17 protein-coding genes and 1 tRNA gene are annotated in these 19,418 nt (G+C 41.0%); 12 read left to right on the top strand and 6 right to left on the bottom strand.

The genetic code is table 11. The features are described 5' to 3' along the window. The first annotated feature begins 61 nt into the window (after positions 1-61). From nudK to coaD, 4 genes are all read left to right on the top strand, one after another. Positions 62-640 (top strand): GDP-mannose pyrophosphatase NudK, encoded by a 579-nt coding sequence (nudK, locus tag G7092_RS07705; protein WP_166087834.1) that lies wholly within the window; start codon positions 62-64, stop codon positions 638-640. Beyond that, positions 637-1,017, top strand: coding sequence for a DUF4406 domain-containing protein (locus G7092_RS07710; protein ID WP_166087836.1), 381 nt, complete (start codon positions 637-639; stop codon positions 1,015-1,017). The genes nudK and G7092_RS07710 overlap by 4 nt, the downstream gene beginning before the upstream one ends. A 292-nt stretch (positions 1,018-1,309) precedes the next feature. Beyond that, complete coding sequence (locus tag G7092_RS07715) at positions 1,310-1,663, top strand: nuclear transport factor 2 family protein (RefSeq protein WP_166087838.1); 354 nt, start codon at positions 1,310-1,312, stop codon at positions 1,661-1,663. A gap of 207 nt (positions 1,664-1,870) precedes the next feature. Then, positions 1,871-2,332 carry a pantetheine-phosphate adenylyltransferase gene (coaD, locus tag G7092_RS07720; RefSeq protein WP_166087840.1) on the top strand — a complete coding sequence of 154 codons (462 nt, stop codon included), beginning with the start codon at positions 1,871-1,873 and terminating at the stop codon, positions 2,330-2,332. Here coaD and G7092_RS07725 read toward each other — a convergent pair. Continuing rightward, on the bottom strand, positions 2,301-2,939 hold the full coding sequence (locus G7092_RS07725; RefSeq protein WP_166087842.1) for an NUDIX hydrolase: 639 nt from the start codon (positions 2,937-2,939) through the stop codon (positions 2,301-2,303). The two genes, coaD and G7092_RS07725, sit on opposite strands and share 32 nt — an antisense overlap. On the opposite strand from G7092_RS07725, the gene pyrE reads away from it, so the two are divergent. The 4 genes from pyrE to G7092_RS07745 all read left to right on the top strand — a co-directional run bounded on the left by pyrE (position 2,938) and on the right by G7092_RS07745 (position 6,334). After that, complete coding sequence (gene pyrE, locus G7092_RS07730; RefSeq protein WP_166087844.1) at positions 2,938-3,597, top strand: orotate phosphoribosyltransferase; 660 nt, start codon at positions 2,938-2,940, stop codon at positions 3,595-3,597. The genes G7092_RS07725 and pyrE overlap by 2 nt on opposite strands. Positions 3,598-3,736: 139 nt before the next feature. Continuing rightward, positions 3,737-4,132 carry an SRPBCC family protein gene (locus tag G7092_RS07735; protein ID WP_166087847.1) on the top strand — a complete coding sequence of 132 codons (396 nt, stop codon included), beginning with the start codon at positions 3,737-3,739 and terminating at the stop codon, positions 4,130-4,132. 374 nt (positions 4,133-4,506) lie between these two features. Next, positions 4,507-6,135 carry an ABC-F family ATP-binding cassette domain-containing protein gene (locus G7092_RS07740; RefSeq protein WP_166087849.1) on the top strand — a complete coding sequence of 543 codons (1,629 nt, stop codon included), beginning with the start codon at positions 4,507-4,509 and terminating at the stop codon, positions 6,133-6,135. A gap of 126 nt (positions 6,136-6,261) precedes the next feature. Then, positions 6,262-6,334 (top strand) — tRNA-Lys (locus G7092_RS07745). A 249-nt stretch (positions 6,335-6,583) separates the two neighbouring features. Here the strand turns inward: G7092_RS07745 and G7092_RS07750 are convergent. The 5 genes from G7092_RS07750 to G7092_RS07770 form a co-directional block, all read right to left on the bottom strand. Beyond that, the gene (locus G7092_RS07750) at positions 6,584-8,200 is read right to left on the bottom strand and encodes a RagB/SusD family nutrient uptake outer membrane protein (protein WP_166087851.1); all 1,617 of its coding nucleotides are present in this window, start codon (positions 8,198-8,200) and stop codon (positions 6,584-6,586) included. Between the two features lie 20 nt (positions 8,201-8,220). Beyond that, positions 8,221-11,523, bottom strand: coding sequence for a TonB-dependent receptor (locus G7092_RS07755; protein WP_166087853.1), 3,303 nt, complete (start codon positions 11,521-11,523; stop codon positions 8,221-8,223). 226 nt (positions 11,524-11,749) lie between these two features. Beyond that, on the bottom strand, positions 11,750-12,901 hold the full coding sequence (locus tag G7092_RS07760) for a FecR family protein (RefSeq protein WP_166087855.1): 1,152 nt from the start codon (positions 12,899-12,901) through the stop codon (positions 11,750-11,752). Between the two features lie 68 nt (positions 12,902-12,969). Then, on the bottom strand, positions 12,970-13,569 hold the full coding sequence (locus tag G7092_RS07765; protein WP_235953800.1) for an RNA polymerase sigma factor: 600 nt from the start codon (positions 13,567-13,569) through the stop codon (positions 12,970-12,972). A 649-nt stretch (positions 13,570-14,218) separates the two neighbouring features. Then, positions 14,219-14,686, bottom strand: coding sequence for a MarR family winged helix-turn-helix transcriptional regulator (locus G7092_RS07770; RefSeq protein ID WP_166087856.1), 468 nt, complete (start codon positions 14,684-14,686; stop codon positions 14,219-14,221). 92 nt (positions 14,687-14,778) lie between these two features. Here G7092_RS07770 and G7092_RS07775 point away from each other — a divergent pair, with 92 nt between their 5' ends. From G7092_RS07775 to G7092_RS07790, 4 genes are read left to right on the top strand one after another with little or no spacing between them, the layout of a single operon-like run. Next, the gene (locus tag G7092_RS07775) at positions 14,779-15,837 is read left to right on the top strand and encodes an HlyD family secretion protein (RefSeq protein WP_166087860.1); all 1,059 of its coding nucleotides are present in this window, start codon (positions 14,779-14,781) and stop codon (positions 15,835-15,837) included. A gap of 7 nt (positions 15,838-15,844) precedes the next feature. After that, positions 15,845-16,258, top strand: coding sequence for a universal stress protein (locus tag G7092_RS07780; protein ID WP_166087862.1), 414 nt, complete (start codon positions 15,845-15,847; stop codon positions 16,256-16,258). A 30-nt stretch (positions 16,259-16,288) separates the two neighbouring features. Continuing rightward, positions 16,289-17,866 carry a DHA2 family efflux MFS transporter permease subunit gene (locus G7092_RS07785; RefSeq protein WP_166087864.1) on the top strand — a complete coding sequence of 526 codons (1,578 nt, stop codon included), beginning with the start codon at positions 16,289-16,291 and terminating at the stop codon, positions 17,864-17,866. Between the two features lie 17 nt (positions 17,867-17,883). Next, positions 17,884-19,176: a TolC family protein gene (locus G7092_RS07790; protein WP_166087866.1), complete on the top strand. Its 1,293-nt coding sequence runs from the start codon at positions 17,884-17,886 to the stop codon at positions 19,174-19,176. Positions 19,177-19,418: the final 242 nt, after the last annotated feature.

Below are 19,418 nucleotides of genomic sequence, written 5' to 3' on the forward strand. Positions count from 1 at the left end.
TTAAATAGTTTTACATTTGATCAAATACAATCAAATATGATCATTTTTAATCAATTTATACATGAATGATATAAAAATTTTAAAAACAGAGGTACTATCAGATAACTGGTACATCCTCCGCAAAATAATTTTTGAAGCTACAAAAAAAGATGGCACCGTACTAAAACTTACCCGCGAAGCTTATGACCGGGGCAACGGGGCAACCATACTATTATATAACCGGGATTCTAAAACCGTGATACTCACCAAACAATTCCGTGTGGCCACATACCTCAATGGTAACGACAATGGGATGCTGATTGAATGCTGTGCGGGTTTGCTGGATCAAAACAATGCCGAAGACTGCATCAAGCGGGAAACAGAAGAGGAAACAGGCTATCAGATCACCAATGTACAAAAGGTATTTGAAGCTTACATGTCGCCAGGCTCAGTGACAGAGATCCTGTATTTTTTTGTTGCAGAGTACACCAAAGATATGAAGATAAGCGATGGCGGCGGACTGGAAGAAGAGCACGAAAACATTGAAGTACTGGAACTGCCATTTGCCACGGCCCTTCAAATGGTACAAACCGGCGAAATAAAAGACGGTAAAACCATTATGCTTTTACAATATGCACAACTTAATCAGTTAATATCATGACCAATACACCTTTAGTAATTTTAATAGCAGGCCCGTATCGCTCGGGTACCAACGACGATCCGAACCTGATGGCTCAAAACTTAAAAAAACTGGAAGAAATGGCGCTGCCGATATTCAGAGCCGGACATATCCCGGTAATTGGCGAATGGTTTGCCCTGCCCTTGCTGGAGCAAGCCGGTTCAACACACCCCGGTGATGCCGCTTACGAAGAGATCCTGTATCCGGTGGCCCAGCGACTGCTCACTAAATGCGATGCTGTTTTAAGGATTCCCGGCGCCTCCAAAGGAGCTGATGAAGATGTAAGGATAGCCAAAGAACGTGGTTTGAAGGTTTATTACCAGTTGGAGGATATTGTTGGCGCAGGAAGAGGATTCTAAATACCACTTGAAGACTTACGAAGTTTTAAAAACTTCGTAAGTCTTGCTTTCGACGTAACTCTTTTTAATACATGAAGTCATGCCGAATTTATTTCGGAATCCCATCAGCAAGGTGTACAACTTGGCAGTTAACCTGTCCTGTGAGATCCTGAAACAAGTTCAGGATGACCCATTTCTATCAATAGCACATCGTTATATCATTTCTGTATCATCCTTTGCTTTTAAATAGGAGTTGTTGTAAAATTCGCTTAGTATTACCATTGGATACAATCATACAACAACCATAAAAAACATGAACACTTTACCAGAAATTGCCAATCGTTTAGCTTCATTATGTAATGGGCTTAAATTTGTTGAAGCTTATACCGAATTATACGCTGATGATGCCGTAAGTATCGACCCTCAAAATAAAAATGAACCGATAATCGGTCTTCATAACCTGATTGAGCGGGAAAAACAATTTTTAGCCAATGTAGAAATCATTGATATCAAAGTATCTGATGCGATTTTTGCCGGGAGTTACTTCAGCCTGATTTTCTCGATGCATTTTACGATTAAAGGACAGGGCGAAAAACGGGTTGAAGAAGTTTGCGTTTACAAAGTTGAAAACGGAAAGATTGTTAGTCAGCAGTTTTTTATAGGCTGATAAGCTGAAAAACCTTTTTGTCATGCTGAGGCACGAAGCATCTGTTATCGAACTTGCAATTGTAGAATAGATCCTTCTCTCTCCGCTCAGAATGACAAATGGGTTTAATTTTTTCATCCCATTTATCCTCCGAACTCTTGATTCTTGACTCTTGATTCCTGGCTCTAAAAAACCTACTTTTGGGCAAAGCATTAACATCAGCCTAAAATGAAGATCGCTCTTTTCCCTGGTTCTTTTGATCCGGTTACCAAAGCCCACGTTGATATTGTAAAACGCTCGGTTGATTTATTCGACAAGGTGTATATTGGTATAGGCGCCAACAGTAGTAAACAGGGTCTGCTCAGTATTGAAACCCGCGAACAGATGCTCCGGGCTGTTTTTAAACATGATGAGCGGATACATATTGTGGCTTATGAAGGTTTAACGGTAAACTTTTGCAAAAGTGTTGGCGCTACCTATATGATCAGGGGTATACGCACCGTATCCGACTTTGAATACGAAAAAGCTATAGCCCAGATGAACCACGCTTTGGTACCCGATATTGAAAGCATTTTTATTGTAAGCAAACCAGGCTATTCGTCCATCAGCTCAACCATTGTGCGCGAAATTATGCGTCATCATGGCGATGTGGCCCAGTTTATCCCCGCAGAGGCATTAGCTTATTTGTAACCAGCTTTTCTTTATGCAGCACATCCATAATGGATGGAAAGGTATTTTCAACAATGGGTTCAATGTGCTCTTTTTTAAACCAACGCACATCGGTAATACCTTCTTCTTTTTGAGGTTTTAGCTTGTCCTTACCCTTGCTGTCCATGGCAAACCAATGTGTTTTTTTGAGCACCACTTCACCCCTGCTGATGTAAACATGGTAGGTTTTGCATATTTTCTCGTTCAGCTTGCTCACTTTTATGCCACATTCCTCTTCTACTTCGCGCACGGCAGCTTCTTTTACCTTCTCGTCCTTCTCAATTTTACCTTTGGGCAAGTCCCATTTATCGTTACGGTAAATAAACAGGTAATCGCCGGCTGTATTCATCACCAGCCCACCGGCCGCCTCAATAAGCGTTATATTTTTGATAACCGATTTTAAGAAAAGTTTGGCATTGCCGCAGGGCACATAGAATAACTTTTTAGGATTTGCCAGTATCCATGTATAAATTATTCTCAAATCAAATGTCTCAGCATCAAGTCGTTCGTAACTTTCTACATGTGATGGTTCCGATTCAGTTAACAGGATAACCTTTTCGTTGATATAAATTCTGTATTTTTGAGCCATGTTTAATAATAATGAGATCGAGCAGCAAGTTGCTGAATTCCTGCTGCAAATTAAAGCAATTAAATTACAACCTAACAATCCTTTTACATGGGCGTCGGGATGGAAATCACCAATTTATTGTGATAACCGAGTAACACTTTCTCATCCCTCTATCCGTACTTATATCCGTCAGCAATTAACCGTTGCTATTCAGGAAAAATTTGGCAGTGTGGGTTGCATAGCCGGTGTAGCAACTGCCGGTATACCACAAGGAGCCCTGGTAGCTCAGGAATTGGGCTTACCATTTATCTATGTACGCTCCAAACCAAAAGATCATGGCACCGGCAGCCTTATTGAAGGCGATGCCTCCACCACTACCGGCAAACGCGTGGTAGTTATTGAAGACCTGATATCAACCGGCAAAAGCAGTTTACAGGCTGTGGAAGCCCTACGCGCCGCTGGTTTCGAAGTAGCAGGTCTTGCAGCCATATTCAGCTATGGTTTTGACGTAGCTACCGAAAACTTTAAACAGGCCAGTTGCCCATTTGTCACTTTATCAAACTATAATGCTTTAATAAAATATGCCGAAGAGCATCAATACATTGCGGATAAAGACGTGGCTATTTTAAAACAATGGCGCGAAAATCCGGCAGCCTGGGGACAAATAGCATCCAGCTAAGACCATTGATTTCTTTGATTCCGATGATTGCGTTGATTTTTGTTGGAAGCATAATTGGCACGATTAAAGGATAATCAGGATTTTTGACTTGATCGTTTCCTAGCATAAAACTTACAACGTATCACGTACAACTTAAAAAATGAGCACTTTCACCAGCAATACCAGCATTAATAAACCTATTAGCGAGGTCTATGCGTTTTTAGCCGATTTTAACAATCACCAGAAACTGATGCCGGAAAATATACAGGAATGGGTTTCAACTACGGATGAAGCTCATTTCAGCATCCAGAATATGGCTAAGCTTTCTTTAAAGATCGAAAGCCGTATCCCTGATCAGGAAATTATCATTGCACCAACAGTAAAGCCGCCCTTTGATTTGAAATTAAAATGGTCGTTATCTTTTGATAACGACCATACTGATATTGTTTTTACTATTGATGCAGATCTGAACATGATGATGAAGATGCTTGCCTCAGGACCGCTACAAAAACTGGCAGATCATGAGACCAATAGTTTAACCGAAATATTAAGTTAAACAAGCAGGAAAGGTCTGCATCTTAATACAATTTTCTTTTTCTTTCAATTTTGTTAATGGCTATTACTATAACGTTGATAATAACCAATGTGATGATTAATGCTCCCATGACTGGTAATATTTAATAATTTATAAATCTGTTGAGTCAAAGGCTGTTCCATTTTTTACAATTGGCTTATTTATAACTTTATAACACTAAAAAGAGCTCTTAGTTTTAAAGTTACCTATAATACGGGCAAATATGTACACAGCAATGTCAATTAATTGTGACTGTATATGTACTTAAATGCACAAAACTCCCCATTTTAATATAAATCCAAATACCAAAAAAACGAACTATTTACCGTATTTTTGCGCCAAATTACAGGTGCAGCATGATTACGGTATCCAATCTATCATTACGTTACGGAAAACGGACTTTATTTGAAGACGTTAACCTTAAATTTTCACAAGGCAATTGCTATGGCATTATAGGCGCCAACGGTGCTGGTAAATCAACATTTTTAAAAATCCTTTCGGGCGATATTGATCCAACAAGTGGTTCGGTAAGCTTTACTCCGGGTGAGCGTATGGCGGTTTTAAGTCAGAACCATTATGCCTTTGACGAGTTTTCGGTTATTGAAACCGTAATGATGGGCTACAAAGAAATGTATGCCGTGATGAAGGAAAAAGACGCCATCTACCTGAAAGAAGATTTTACAGATGCCGATGGCGAGCGCGCCGGTGAACTGGAAAACCTTTTTGCCGAAATGGATGGATGGAATGCCGAAAGCAATGCCGCTACCCTGTTGAGTAACCTGGGCATTAAAGAGGAATTTCATTATAACCTGGTGAAGGACTTGGATAATACTCAAAAAGTACGTGTATTATTAGCACAAGCCCTTTTTGGCAAACCCGATATTTTACTACTGGATGAGCCTACCAACGATTTGGACATTCATACCGTAAGTTGGCTGGAAGATTTCCTGGCGTCATACGAGGCTATCGTTTTGGTAGTATCGCACGACAGGCACTTCCTGGATACTGTTTGTACCCACGTGGTGGATATCGATTTTTCTAAAATGACCATCTATACCGGTAACTATACGTTCTGGTATGAGTCGAGCCAACTAGCCTTAAAACAACGTGCCGATCAGAATAAAAAAGCCGAAGACCGTGTTAAGGAGTTGCAGGAGTTTATCCGCCGCTTTAGTGCCAACGCATCTAAATCAAAACAAGCTACCAGCCGTAAAAAAGCGTTGGATAAGATCAATCTTGACGAGATACAGCCATCAAACCGTAAATATCCCGGAATTATATTCAATAATCTGGGCCGTGAAGCTGGCGACCAGATATTACAGATCGAGAATTTAAGTAAAACCCTTAACGGCGAGCTTTTATTCAACAACATCAGTCTTACGGTAAACAAGGGTGATAAGATTGCCATATTATCACAAAACAGTTTGGCAACCACTGCCCTATACAATATTTTAACCGGCCGTGATACCGATTTTAAAGGAACCTTTAAATGGGGCGTAACTATTAACCATGCCGATATTCCGATTGACAACGCTGAGTATTTTAAAGGTAAAGATGATAACCTGATCGACTGGCTGCGCGAGTACTCACCGGGCGAAAAGGATGATCAGTTTATCCGCGGCTTTTTAGGCCGGATGCTGTTCTCGGGCGAAGAGGTATTGAAAAAAAGCAACGTACTGTCTGGTGGTGAAAAAATGCGCTGTATGTTTAGCCGTATGATGCTGCAACAAGCCAATTTACTGATGTTTGATGAACCTACCAACCACTTGGATCTGGAATCGATCACAGCGCTTAATAATGGCATGAAAGACTTCAGAGGCACCATCCTGTTCACCTCACGAGATCATGAGCTGGTAGAGACCGTAGCCAATCGCATATTTGAATTAACCCCGGGCGGTTACATCGACAAACTGATGACCTACGACGAATATATCAACAGCGATGTTGTAGAAAAACAACGGACTGACTTATACGCTTTAGTATAAGAAGCCTGAAAATTAGAAAAGACCGAAAGCCCGGAAGACAAGAAAGAAAAAACTTTCTGACTTTACTGGCTCTCGGTCTTTCGCACTTCAATAAAATTTTGTTTATTTGCAACCCCAATAAAAATTGACTTGGTAGCTCAGCCGGTAGAGCAACTGACTCTTAATCAGTGGGTCGAGAGTTCGAGCCTCTCCCAGGTCACTGAAGGAGACAACATATATTTGTTGGCTCCTTTTTTTATGCACATAAGAAAATGATAGCCAAACTGTTAGGCTTCCGCAAAAAAGAGTTCGAAATTTTAAAACAGGTTATATTTTTTGAATTATCAGGCTTTTATAATAGCCTAATGGTGCACTAATACTATCGGGATTCGTCAAAAATCAATTAAACACAGATTACAAATCCCCAATTTAATGGGAATTTGTAATCTGTACTATTTTCTCACAAATATTAATAACCAGGGTTTTGCGTTAATTTTTTATCAAGGTCAATTTCAGATTGCGGAAGCGGCCATAAATAATTTTTATCAGCAAACGCCCGGGTTTCAAGCCTTAATGGTGCCCCTGTTATGGTATATTTGCCCGTAGTGGGGTCTACTGTACCTAATTTAGCCCCGTAAACTGTCCCTGGCATCACCTGCGCGCCAATTTTCCAACGTTGGATGTCAAAAAAACGCAGTCCCTCAAATGCCAGTTCAACCCGGCGTTCGTTGCGCACCAGGGCACGCAGGTTGCTTTGGCTACCGTATACGGCTTTATCTGTACGGGGCATTCCCGCCCTTAGTCGTATCGCGTCTATATCATCATACACGGTACCATCAATTTTACCCAATTCTATCTTCGCTTCGGCATCGGTTAATAAAACTTCGGCATAGCGTATAACCGGCATGTTTAATCCGGTGTTAAATAGCTGACTAAAATCGCTTAGATTTGGTGTGTATTTTTTAACCAGGTAGGCTCCCGGCGAACTATTATTACGGCTTGCATAATAATCAGATCCCTGAGGGTCAAAAGGATTATAATAAGTAAGTGTACCATTTGGTTGCGTAAATTGCTGACCCGGATACATAATGGTAGCTGCCAGGCGGGGGTCGCGGTTTGCATATGGATTAGCTGTATCATAGCCTGACGCAGGATCAGTTATCGGTTTGCCATTATTCATCTCATAAGCATCTACCAGGTTTTGTAGCGGAACGAGAGCTGCGTAGCCTCCAGAAGAGTTGGTAGATAATTGGCCTGGCGTATTATTGGAATAGTTTGTTTGCACATATTGCGCTGACAGGATGACCTCAGAATTATTATTTTGATATTTCATTCTAAAAAGATCAGTAAAACTTGGGTACAAGGTATATCCCATTTTTATTACCGCCTGGCAATCGGTAATACAATTGGCATAATCCCCGGTATAAAGTTCCAGCCGTGCCTTTAATGCTAAAGCCGCACCTTGAGTAATATGGCCATCTCCCGAGTTATTGGTAACGGGCAAATCAGGGGCCGCAGCTGCCAGTTCGCTGAGAATAAATTTAACTATATCGGCCCTTGGCGCTCTGACAGAGATCAAAGATTCATCCGGGGAGAGCAATGTTGTAACCAATGGCACATCGCCATAAAGTTGGCTCATTAAAAAATATTCATAAGCGCGCAAAAATTTTACCTGGGCCACCATATTTGCCTTTTGTTTTGCATCAATAGGCGCTTTATCAATGTTGGCCAAAAAGAAATTACAACGGGTTATGGTTGTATAGCTGTATGCCTTGTAAGCATTGGTTGAAGGGTAGCCAGGGCCACCAACAAGTGAGGGGTTAACGGAACCATTGCCATATACCTGGAAACCTTCCCACGGCCATTGGCTATAACCATTATCTGCTACGCAATCAGCTTTAATCATAAAGTCAACACTCGTCCAGCCATTATAAACACCCGCGAGCGCTGCGGTAGCGTCGGTTGCCGAGGTCCATAAGCTGTTATTAGTATATGAGTCCTGCGGGTTCCTGTTCAAAAAATCTTTTTTACAGGCCGAAAAAAGCAATGATATAGCCAGTATATTTAATATAAATTTATTTTTCATGATCTTAATTTTTTGAATTCTTACAAAGTCGCATTCAAGCCGAAGGAATTAATTTTTAACTGGGGATAACCGCCTCCGTTTTGGCCGGCTGAGATTTCCGGATCAACCCATTTGTAAAAGCTGGTAAAGGTTAATAAATTTTGTCCGCTATAATATACCCGGAGTTTTTTAACACCTATTTTTTTTGCCCAGTCTACAGGTAGCGTATAGCCCAATTGTAAATTTTTTAATCGCAGGTAACTTGCATTTCTAACCCAGAACGATGAAACGGTAGATGAAGGATCGTTTTGACTATAAGTTATCCAGAGTCGTGGAAAGGTGGCATTTGGATTGCTTGGCGTCCAACTATCTAGCATAGCGCTGGTTGGTTTGCCTGTCGCGATTCCGTTTTGCCCCAACTGAACCAATTGAATATAGTTCTTAACACCGGCAGCTCCCTGAAAAAATGCGGTAAAATCAAACTCTTTCCAATTCAGGTTTAAATTGAGACCGTAGGTAACTTTAGGGAAGTTAGAACCTAATACGGTTTTGTCTTTCGCATCTATTTTACCATCGCCATTCAAATCCTTATACATAATATCACCAGGGCCTATATTTGTACCTAACCCCGCCTGGCTTGCATGCGCGTTAACCTGCGCCTGGTTCTGAAACAAGCCTTCGGCTACATAGCCGTAAAAAGAGGCCAAGGGTTGCCCAACTTCATTTATAATACCATTGGGATAGTTTGGCGGGTTTATTTGAGGAGCGTTAGTGGTACCTAACTTTAACACTTTATTTTTTATTAATGCAGCATTTCCGGTAACATTCCAGCTAAAAGCCCCCGCCCTATCATGATAAGTTAAAGCAAACTCCCATCCGGTGTTTTGAGAAGTTGAGGCGTTTACAACAGGTGCACCCAAACCATAAGTTGCCGGAAGTGTTACCTGATATAAAGCATCACTGTTTTTTTTATTGAAATAATCAACAGTCAGGCTAAATACATTTAAAAAATCAGCATCTAAACCAATATCAGTTTGTGTTGATTTTTCCCATACTATTGTAGGATCAACCCCATTGATTGGCGCAAGACCACCAATAACAGTACCACCAAAGGGATAATTTTGACCAGAGTTAACTGTTCCAATGGTTGGATAATATCCTGTAATATCCTGATTACCTAATTTACCCCAGCTTGCACGTAACTTTAAACTGGATACTGTTGATTTCAAACTGCTAAAAAAGTCTTCTTCAGAAATCCTCCAGCCTACAGAAGCACCAGGAAAAACACCCCATCTATTAGCCGGGGCAAAACGGGATGAGCCATCATATCTCATGTCGCCTTCTATCAGGTATTTTCCTTTATAATCATAATTGGCCCTGCCAAAAAATGATCGGAGCGCTACATCATGAGTATTACTTCCTGTTGATTGATTTGCGGGCGGTGCTGCATCCAGGTCACTTAAACTACTGTTTATAAAACCTTCCCTATAGCCTCTCAAATAGTAATTCTTGCTATACTCCTGCGATGCACCAGCCAGAACTTTAATACTGTGATTACCTATTTTAGTTCCATATTCTAATAACACCTGCGGCGAAACATAAGTAAAGCTGCCATACTCCTGGAGCGAACTGGCAAGGTTTGCTGTTCCATTGGTACCTCCTTGAGCGTTATAATACTGGATAGATGAGGTAAAATTAGTATTTTGATTGGTGTTAAACTTATAGTTTAACGATGGTTTAAAGTGGAGTCCTTTTATGATTTCCCAGTCGATCCCCACGCTTCCCTGAAAATTATAATAATTTTGACGATTGAACGATGGAGATTTGAGCCATGCCAAAGGGCTTCCATCCGAAATGCTTCCGTACTGACCATTCGCATAATACGCCGGGATAATAGGTGATATCCTATTGAACTGAAATATCACCTGGCTAAAATCAGGAGTGTTCCCACGTGAGTTTTGAGGCTCACTTACAGGCTGATAGTCATAGGATAAATATCCAAAAGCAGATAAATTATCTTTTAGCTGGGTATTTAAATTTAAGCGCGCCGTATATTTCTTGGTATTGGTATTTGGTGTAATACCATTTTGATCAAAGTAACCTGCCGAAAGCGCATAAGTTGTTTTGTCGCTGCCACCGCTAACACCTATATAATGGTTTTGTTGAAAGCCATTACCGGAGTAAAGATACTTTAACCAATCGGTATTAGGATAATTAAATGGATCTGAGCCATCTTTAAACTTTTGTATTTGGGCATCGGTATAAAGAGCAGTACCACCTTCATTTACCAGCGCCTGATCATACATGGTAGCAGCCTGCCACGACGGAAGATAATCGGGCAAGGCCACAGCTGTGTTTTTACCAAAAGAATTATTATAGGTAATTACCGCAGTTCCCTTTTTTCCTTTTTTGGTTGTAATTACAATAACCCCACCCGAGGCCCGGTTTCCATAAATTGATGCGGATGCAGCATCCTTTAAAACAGAAACATTATCAATATCATTCGGGTTGATATTGTTGAGCTCATTGGTTCCGGAGATAATACCATCAATAACCATTAACGCATTAGTAGCGTTTAGCGATTGCCCCCTGAGGTTAATACTACCCGCATCCTTACCTGGTTGGCCGTTATTGGTTATAATGGTAAGGCCCGGAACAGTACCTGCCAAAGCATTGGTAACACCGGTAACCGGTCGATTCTCCAATTGGGCAGAGCCAACTGTTGATACTGCACCCGTAAGGTTTGCTTTTTTCTGGGTGCCATAACCCACAACCACAACTTCAGAAAGTTTGGAATCCTGATCAACTAAAACAATATCTATCCTGGTTTTATCACCTATAGTTACCTCCTGAGTTACAAACCCAATAAAACTGAAGGCCAATACGTTATTACTATTATTCACGGTAATCGTATAACTACCATCAGTATTGGTCTGTGTACCAATGGCTGTGCCCTTAAGTTTAACACTAACACCGGGAAGAGGGAGGCCTTTTGAATCTTTAACTATACCCTTAATAATGATAGCCGGCGCAGGTTTTTCTTCCTGTTTCTTCGGTGTAATTATAATGGTATTATCATTGACCACATAAGTAAATGGTTGTCCTTGAAAACATTGTTCCAAGGCATTAACCAAACTTACATTATTAAGGTGCACATTTACCGCCACGGCCTTTTTGATCATTTGTGCATCATAAATGATATTAAAGCTGCTTTGCTTTTGAATTTGTTTTAAAACTGATGTTAACGAGGCGTTGGACGCATTCAGGTTGATTGTTTGTGCTGCGGTTGATGCCGCGCGAACCTGAAGTATAGAAACCAGAAGTAAAAAGGCTGACAACCTCATAATAAGAAAAAGCTTGGATTGGACACAGGAGGGCCTCCTGCATTTGATTGCAATTAAAATTTTATACATTTGAATGAGGGTAAATAATTGGTTACTGAATACGATTATTTGTTTACCTGACACCTAATACCAGGGGTGGTTAGAACACCTCTGGTTATTTACAAGATCATTACCGTTTACGATACGGATCTTTCAGGTGATTACAGATATAGTAGGAAAAATAAAGCTACTTCATAATAATCACCCTCCTTCCCTCAAGTTTATAATGTATGGTTTGAGTAAGTTGTATATTGTTTAGCAATTCCGTTATATTCTTGTATTTGGATATAGTGCCACCAAACTCTTTGTTTTGTACACCATCCTTATATTCAACATCAACATCGTACCACCTGCTAACCTGTTTCATGATATTGGCAATACTTTGGTCGTGAAATATAAAAAGGCCATTTTTCCAGGCCATAACTTCTTCGGCATCTACGAAACCGGTTTTGATTGGTTCGCCGGCCTTATTGGTTACCCCTTGCTGCCCAGGCTTAAGCATTACGGTAGCACCTGCATAAGTCATACTAACGGAGCCTTCCAATAATGTTGTAGCTATGTTAGAATTATCGGCATAGGCATTTACATTAAAATGAGTCCCAAATACCTGTACCTCGGTTCCGTTTGCCTTTACGATAAAGGGCTTGGCTTTATTTTTGGCCACCTCAAAATAAGCCTCACCGCTTAGTTCAACCTGTCTGTTTTTATCGATAAAAGCTTCTGGAAATTTAATATAGGATGCCGAATTCAGCCACACCCTTGTCCCGTCTTCTAACACAATCTGATACTGGCCACCACGCGGAGTTGTAATGGTATTAATTGCAGAGTATGCTGCTATATTTTTACCTGAGATGTTTTTATTAAAATGATAAATCAAAACGCCGTTGCTTGTTTTAGTTACCTTAACACTGGTGTTTTGAGAAATACTGCCATTTTTAGCGTCATCTAATATAATCCGGGTGCCGTTTGCAAGTGTTAAAACTGCTTTATTACCTCCCGGAGCTATATCATTTTTAAGTAATTGTCTTTTTGCTTTCAAATTATCGACAACCGGCCTTTTTAAAAGAAAATAAGCACCTGAAGCGAAGCAGAAAAGGATCACTGCTGCAGCGATGGAATATCGCCTTTTAAAATATCGTGTATTATTATCTTCAGGAATTTTTTGGAGTATCCTGTTCCAGATCAAGCGTTCCTCTTCCATGACATCCCCGGGACCGTCGGTTGCTTCTTGCTTGGCAGCTTCATGAAAATACCAGCGATCCAAAAGTGCTTGCTCTTCCGCTGTACATTCGCCGAGTTGACTTCTATTCAATAAATCCTGGGCTTGTTCCCTGGTCATGGTTTATTTGGTGGTTATTTATGATAAACGGCTACCAGGACAGGAAGTAGTAGATGAAATGAAAAAAATTACAATCTGGATAAAAATATGATGGCGATGGAGAGGTGCCGTAGTTTAGGACGGATTATCTGGATGGCATTGCTGATTTGTTTTTTAACCGTTTTGTCAGATATATTCAGTTTATCGGCAATTTCTATATAAGTTAGGTGCTCATGAATCCGCATTTCAAAAATCTGTTTCATTTTCACAGGTAATCGCTCAATTTCGTACTGAAGAGCTTGTAGCAGTTCTTTTTCTTCAATGCGTGCTGATATTTGGTTGCCATTAGTCTCTGTAAAAGAAGATAACGATCCTAAATAATCCAAACGGACACGTCGGTGGGTTATCAAATCCAAAACCTTATTTTTTGTGGCGACAAAAAGATATCCTGCTAAATTAACCTTCGGATCAATGAATTGGCGTTTGAGCCATAAAGATGTAAATATCTCCTGCACTATATCCCGCGCATCATTTTCACTTTTGAGCATTTTTAGTGCATGCATATACATGACCATCCAATAACGCTGATAAATTTTGGTAAATGCCTCTTTATCGCCCTCTCTCAGAAGAGTAACCAGTTTATGGTCAATAAGCACAGATTCATTAGGCATAATTGGGATATCAATCAAATGTAAAAAATTATTTAACTACTTTGACTCTAGAATATCCACCCTTATGCTGACGGATCTGAATTATTGGTCCTCTCAATAATGATGCGGTCTCCTTAGTTCTGCTTTTGTATAGTTTAAAATTTCAAGTTCTGTCGGATCTGATTCCTGCGCACGAACTAACCCATGCTTTGTTACCCTTTTTAGGTTTATACTTAGCCACGTAATAAAACACATTCAACATGACCATCATCCCGCAACCAGGAAATGAACATAAGAAGATTAACAGGTCAAAGTGTTCCAGCATGATTAGCCTGCTATTTCAGAATAAACTGCTTAACAAGCTATTTAATATTTAATTATAAAAATGTGGTGGATTATCTTTTTATAATTGAACACTTATTGATGCCGGTTTCTTCAAATCTTCCATAAAAAAGTTTGAAAACTGCGGTCGGACCGTCACTGAAGGAAACACTCCATTATGGATGTTTCCTTTTTTTATGCCCATAAGAAAATGATAGCCAAACCATTAGGCACAGTTAATTCCCCATCATTTTAACCATATTAATCTATTGATTATTAATTGCAATCCCCCTCATTTTTTAAACTATGCGGTGCTCCAAAGCACACGAAACAGCCTGAACAAGGCTCCTGGAATATCCACTATAGATTACTTTTTCGCTTTCTTTTGATAGTAGTGAGTGAGTTCTATCAACGTATCAACAGTTGTATGATATTTTTTGGCACCGACAACTTTAATATGCTCAGCTAAAAGTTCATTGGTCATTTCATCCATTTGCTGGTAAAATTTCTTTCCGCTCTCAGTAAGATACAGCCTTAACAGCCGTGCGTCGGAATCACTTTTTTCTGCTTTAACCAGTTTATAAGAAACCAGCTTTCGTACAATACGACCAGCACCTTGTTTAGTCACGCCGGTAAGCAAAGCCAGTTCGCTGGTCGATATTCCGGATAGTCCAATTCTCATAAAGAATGATAAGTACGTGAATTGAAAATCCGGGTATGTGGAAAAGTCAAAACTCTCATTAAACCACTCTTCCAGCGCTTTGTCGAGCACATATAGAATCCAAAAAATATTTCTATCACGGTCTTCGAAGTCGGTCAGTTCACTCGGTTTCATCTTCAAAGTTATCATTTTTCCAGTTATAAAGCAATTGTCACTGGTTTGTAAATAGACAACAGTGTTTACCTTTGTCGCATAAAAAATTAGCAATGGAAACTATACAAGAAACTTACATTCCCAATCCTCCCGTGGCTGCCCTTCCCTGGAAATGGGCTGTAATTGGCCTGGTAATAATTACCACGCTGTATTTCGGCAGCCAAAAGATCTATCACGCGTTTAATTATGAAAGTACAGATAACGCACAGGTAGAAAGTATTGCCGTACCGGTTGTGAATAGGGCTTCGGGCTTCATCCAGTCCTTTACGCTGAAAGATTACCAGTCGGTTGTAAAAGGTCAGGTTCTCTTAACAATTGATGACCGGGAATACAGGATTGCTGTACAGCAGGCAGAAGCAGATCTGGCAGCCGCTAAAGCCGATCTCGCTAGTGCAAATGCACAGATCAATAACATATCTTCAGATAAAAGCGTTGCGGCTGCCGGGGTAAACGTTGAGCAGGTAGCGTTGGACAAAGCTAAGCGGGACATGGAACGCGATCAGGCATTGTTCAACGAGGGATCTATTACGAGACATCAGTTGGATAACACTGGTTCAGCTTATCAAACTGCCATTAAACAAATAGCTAAAAGCCGGTCGGTAGTCAATCAGGTAAATACGCAAACCGGCACAGCAAATGCACAGATCGCGCGTTCAAAAGCTACAATAGCGCTTCGTGAAGCAGCATTGGAAACAGCTAAACTCAATTTGTCTTATACCCGCATTATCGCTCCGGCAAACGGCAAGATTGGGAAAACGAACCTGGAATCCGGGCAATTCATTGAGGCCGGACAGCAATTGTTCAGTGTGGTTAACAATAACTTTTGGATCATAGCTAATTTTAAAGAAACACAGATCGAACATATGCATATCGGGCAGCCGGTGAATATAGAGGTAGACGGCTATCCGGACAAAGGTATAACTGGTAAAATCAGCGACTTCAGCCAGGCCACCGGGGCAAGGTTCTCTTTGCTGCCGCCTGATAACTCCACAGGAAACTTTGTGAAGGTAACACAACGTGTGCCCGTCAAAATACAAATAGACAATGTCAACGAATTGCGGGATGTGCTTAAAGCAGGCCTGAGTGTAAACGTGGATGTTAAAATTAAATAACACGATCATGCCTGAAACCAGTAAAATTATCTGCGCCGTCGATTTTTCGGCCGCGTCTATGAAAACGCTTGAATACGCCAAAGATCTGGCCAGTATCAAAAATGCCTGCCTGTATATACTGCACGTTTTTCATTACGACGACCTTGCTGCCACCGTTTATGAAGATGATACTTATTACCAGGAAGCTGAACAGAAATTAAAGGCCCTGTGTATGGAGCACGATCCCTTACATCGGTACATCCAACCGCTTTTAGAAGCAGGAGAAGTATCTCCAACTATCGTCAGATGTGCTGAAGAAATGCAACCCGATTTTATGGTCATTGGCTCACACGGGCACAACATTATTCAGGAGCTTCTGGGTAGTACAGCGGCTTACGTTATGGAGCACAGTAGAGTACCACTGCTCATCATCAAGCATTAATTATTATGTACTATCCTAAAAAAATTCCCTATGGCCATCAGTAAATTAACCCGTGCAATTATCGTTATCACCACAATTTCGGGTGCAGTGATGGAGCTCATCGATTCTTCTATTGTTAACGTCGCACTCAATAATATCAGTGGTAACCTGGGGGCAACAACAGAGGATGCTTCCTGGGTTGTTACATCTTATGCTATAGCCAATGTGATCGTTATTCCAATGACGGGCTTTTTAAGTCGTTTTTTTGGACGGAAGAACTACTATTTGTCTTCCATCATCATTTTCACCATAGCCTCCTATATGTGCGGTGCTTCCACATCATTATGGATGCTTGTTTTCTGGCGCTTTATACAAGGTTTAGGTGGCGGAGCACTGTTGTCCGTTTCTCAAGGTATTTTATTTGAAGCTTTTGATCCCTCCGAAAAATCCAAAGCATCGGGAATCTTCGGGATGGGTGTGGTTATCGGGCCAACCATCGGACCCATGCTGGGCGGGTATATAGTAGATAATTACTCCTGGCCACTGATTTTTACCATTAACATTCCTATAGGTGTCATCGCTGCTTTATTAACCTGGCGTTATATTGACAAAAAGCCCGAAGAACTTGTTATTGACCGCAAAGTAATTAAGGTAGATTATATTGGTATACTTTCACTCGCGGCCGGTGTAGGCGCATTACAGTATGTACTTGAAAAAGGGCAGACAGACGATTGGTTTGAAAATGAAGCCATCCGCATCATGACAACCATCGCATTCGTTGGGCTGGCATTATTCATCTGGTGGGAAATCACCACAAAACAACCGGTTATTAATTTAAAGGTGATGAAAAGCACTAACCTGATTGGAAGTAACGTGATCACTTTTGTGTGTGGATTCGGGTTGTACAGCTCCGTTTATATTTTTCCGCTTATGGTACAACGTGCAATGGGTTATACACCAACGGAATCGGGCCTTTCTCTTATTCCAAGTGCGCTGGCGTCAATTATCGCTATGCCATTAATCGGCAATCTAATGGGCAAGGGTGTATCTCCGCTGATATTTGTTGCAGCCGGCTTCCTGTTCTTTATTTCGCATGGCTTTCTAGCATCACAGGCTTCACCAGAGGCCAGCAGGGCATGGTTCACCTACGTTCAGATTTTTCGCGGTCTGGGTACTTCCTGCCTAACAGTACCCCTACTCACTCAAGCAGTAGTTGGATTAAAGCCGAAAGATATTCCTTACGGCATATCGCTCAATAACATGTCCAGACAACTTGGAGGTGCTTTCGGAATTGGACTAATGAATACATATGCCGCGCGTCGCATGGCTGTCCACCGTTCAGACCTGGTATCCAACTTGCAGGGAAACAACATATTGTTACAGGAGCGGTTACACCGGATATCAAATACATTAACGGCCAAAGGCGTTAACCGCCTTCAGGCAAAATCACAGGCAGCCTACGCAACACTTGACCATGCTATTAGTAACCAGGCGCAAATGCGTGCCTATTTAGATGGGTTCCTGCTCATCAGCATATTTTTTATTGCTGCGGTTCCTTTCATACTAATGCTCAAAACAAAACCTATGGATGCCGCCACACGCGCCCGCATTGCCAGTGAAGCACATTAAAAAAACAGATTAACATCATGAGAAAATTAACAACTATATACCTATTCCTTTTTGCATGCAGCCATTTATCGGCCCAGCAGATCAATCCAGAGCTGAAAGGGTTAATCAACCAATCGTTCACCTATTTTCCGCAGTTTAATGAGCTGAATCAGCAGGTACAGGTGGCCTCCGACAAGGTTAGCCTGATCCAGGCTTCGCGGTTACCAAAGGTTGATGTCAGTGCGGGTTACCGATATGATGATCCTATTTCATCATTTGATTTACCCGTTAACGGCCGGTTAACGAATTTTAAAATAGCACCCAACAATAATTACAGTACCGCGATGAATGCGAGTTACGTGCTATTGGATTTCGGTATGGTAAAAGCCAATGTGGATAAGGCCAAAAAAGACCTGCAATATGCCAGAGACAATGTCGCTTACAATCAGGCGCAAACAGCTTACCAGGTAGCCAATATCTATTATCAGATCATTTACTTAAAAAAGGCTGTTGCGATTCAGGATAGTGTCATCAATTTTCTGAAAGCAAATAAGCAGGATACCGAGGTTAAGCTTAAACATGGTGATGCATTAAGATATGATGTACTGTCTATCCAATCTACCATCGATCAGGCCGAGAATACTAAGATCGATCTGCAAAACAGCCAGGCTAAGCAATACAATCTACTCCAATATATAACAGGATCTGCCCAAAACTCGGGTACGCAATTTGATTTTTCTGGCGAAGGATCTGTTAAGGCAGAAGACGCACTTGCAGCCGCACAAAGTAATAACCCCGGATTTACTCTATTAAAAGACCATATCGCGCAATCTAAAGCAGATTTAGCAGCGAGCAGAAACGGCGGAAAACCTTCTGTTGTATTAAGTGCAGGCACAGGCTTTGTCAATGGCTACGGCCCCAACCTTGACGCCTTTAAATATAACTACAATGCAGGTGTAACACTCCGCATCCCCATCTACCTTGGAGGCACTGTCAGAAAACAGATCCGGTTATCACAAAGTCAGCTCAGGGAAACTAATTTAAGGAAGGAATCGATGAATAACGATTACCTGAAAGATATTAAACAGGCACTCGTTGATATAGAAAGCAACAGGAATAGTCTGATCAATGTACAGAAGCAAGTCAATGAGGTTCAAGAAGCAAAAAAGCTGGCACAAAGCCGCTATCGGAACGGAACCGGTACTAATCTGGAGCTAACCAATGCAAGTACCAACGTTCAACAGGTGCAACTTACCCAACTGCGTTACAAATTTCAACTATGCCTGGCACAGCTGGAACTTGCAAGGCTTACAGGCGAGGTATACTGGTAATATACGAGAGAGACAATTCCAATCATAGAGGTTTATAATCTGCGATTAGCAGATCGACTGAAGTTATTTCAAAACATATTAGCCTTTTATAACAATTGAAGATGAATGCAAACATGACCGATCCTGTATATATCTTTACACACCTTATCATGATCATTTGTTTTTTAGTCGTGATGATTGTTCCGTATGAAAAAAATTTCTTAAAGTGGATACGGAAAAACCGGGTCTATCCTCAAATGTAA

The organism is Mucilaginibacter inviolabilis, assembly GCF_011089895.1.
In the GTDB taxonomy this organism is placed as follows: Bacteria; Bacteroidota; Bacteroidia; order Sphingobacteriales; family Sphingobacteriaceae; genus Mucilaginibacter; species Mucilaginibacter inviolabilis.

Excerpts from the sequence above, each read along its gene's own strand:
- G7092_RS07760 (WP_166087855.1), bottom strand. The coding sequence starts at position 12,901 with ATGACCAGGGAACAAGCCCAGGATTTATTGAATAGAAGTCAACTCGGC.
- pyrE (WP_166087844.1), top strand. The coding sequence starts at position 2,938 with ATGTTTAATAATAATGAGATCGAGCAGCAAGTTGCTGAATTCCTGCTG.
- G7092_RS07715 (WP_166087838.1), top strand. The coding sequence starts at position 1,310 with ATGAACACTTTACCAGAAATTGCCAATCGTTTAGCTTCATTATGTAAT.
- G7092_RS07790 (WP_166087866.1), top strand. The coding sequence starts at position 17,884 with ATGAGAAAATTAACAACTATATACCTATTCCTTTTTGCATGCAGCCAT.
- G7092_RS07740 (WP_166087849.1), top strand. The coding sequence starts at position 4,507 with ATGATTACGGTATCCAATCTATCATTACGTTACGGAAAACGGACTTTA.
- G7092_RS07785 (WP_166087864.1), top strand. The coding sequence starts at position 16,289 with ATGGCCATCAGTAAATTAACCCGTGCAATTATCGTTATCACCACAATT.
- G7092_RS07780 (WP_166087862.1), top strand. The coding sequence starts at position 15,845 with ATGCCTGAAACCAGTAAAATTATCTGCGCCGTCGATTTTTCGGCCGCG.
- G7092_RS07775 (WP_166087860.1), top strand. The coding sequence starts at position 14,779 with ATGGAAACTATACAAGAAACTTACATTCCCAATCCTCCCGTGGCTGCC.
- nudK (WP_166087834.1), top strand. The coding sequence starts at position 62 with ATGAATGATATAAAAATTTTAAAAACAGAGGTACTATCAGATAACTGG.
- coaD (WP_166087840.1), top strand. The coding sequence starts at position 1,871 with ATGAAGATCGCTCTTTTCCCTGGTTCTTTTGATCCGGTTACCAAAGCC.
- G7092_RS07725 (WP_166087842.1), bottom strand. The coding sequence starts at position 2,939 with ATGGCTCAAAAATACAGAATTTATATCAACGAAAAGGTTATCCTGTTA.
- G7092_RS07750 (WP_166087851.1), bottom strand. The coding sequence starts at position 8,200 with ATGAAAAATAAATTTATATTAAATATACTGGCTATATCATTGCTTTTT.
- G7092_RS07710 (WP_166087836.1), top strand. The coding sequence starts at position 637 with ATGACCAATACACCTTTAGTAATTTTAATAGCAGGCCCGTATCGCTCG.
- G7092_RS07735 (WP_166087847.1), top strand. The coding sequence starts at position 3,737 with ATGAGCACTTTCACCAGCAATACCAGCATTAATAAACCTATTAGCGAG.
- G7092_RS07755 (WP_166087853.1), bottom strand. The coding sequence starts at position 11,523 with ATGAGGTTGTCAGCCTTTTTACTTCTGGTTTCTATACTTCAGGTTCGC.
- G7092_RS07770 (WP_166087856.1), bottom strand. The coding sequence starts at position 14,686 with ATGAAACCGAGTGAACTGACCGACTTCGAAGACCGTGATAGAAATATT.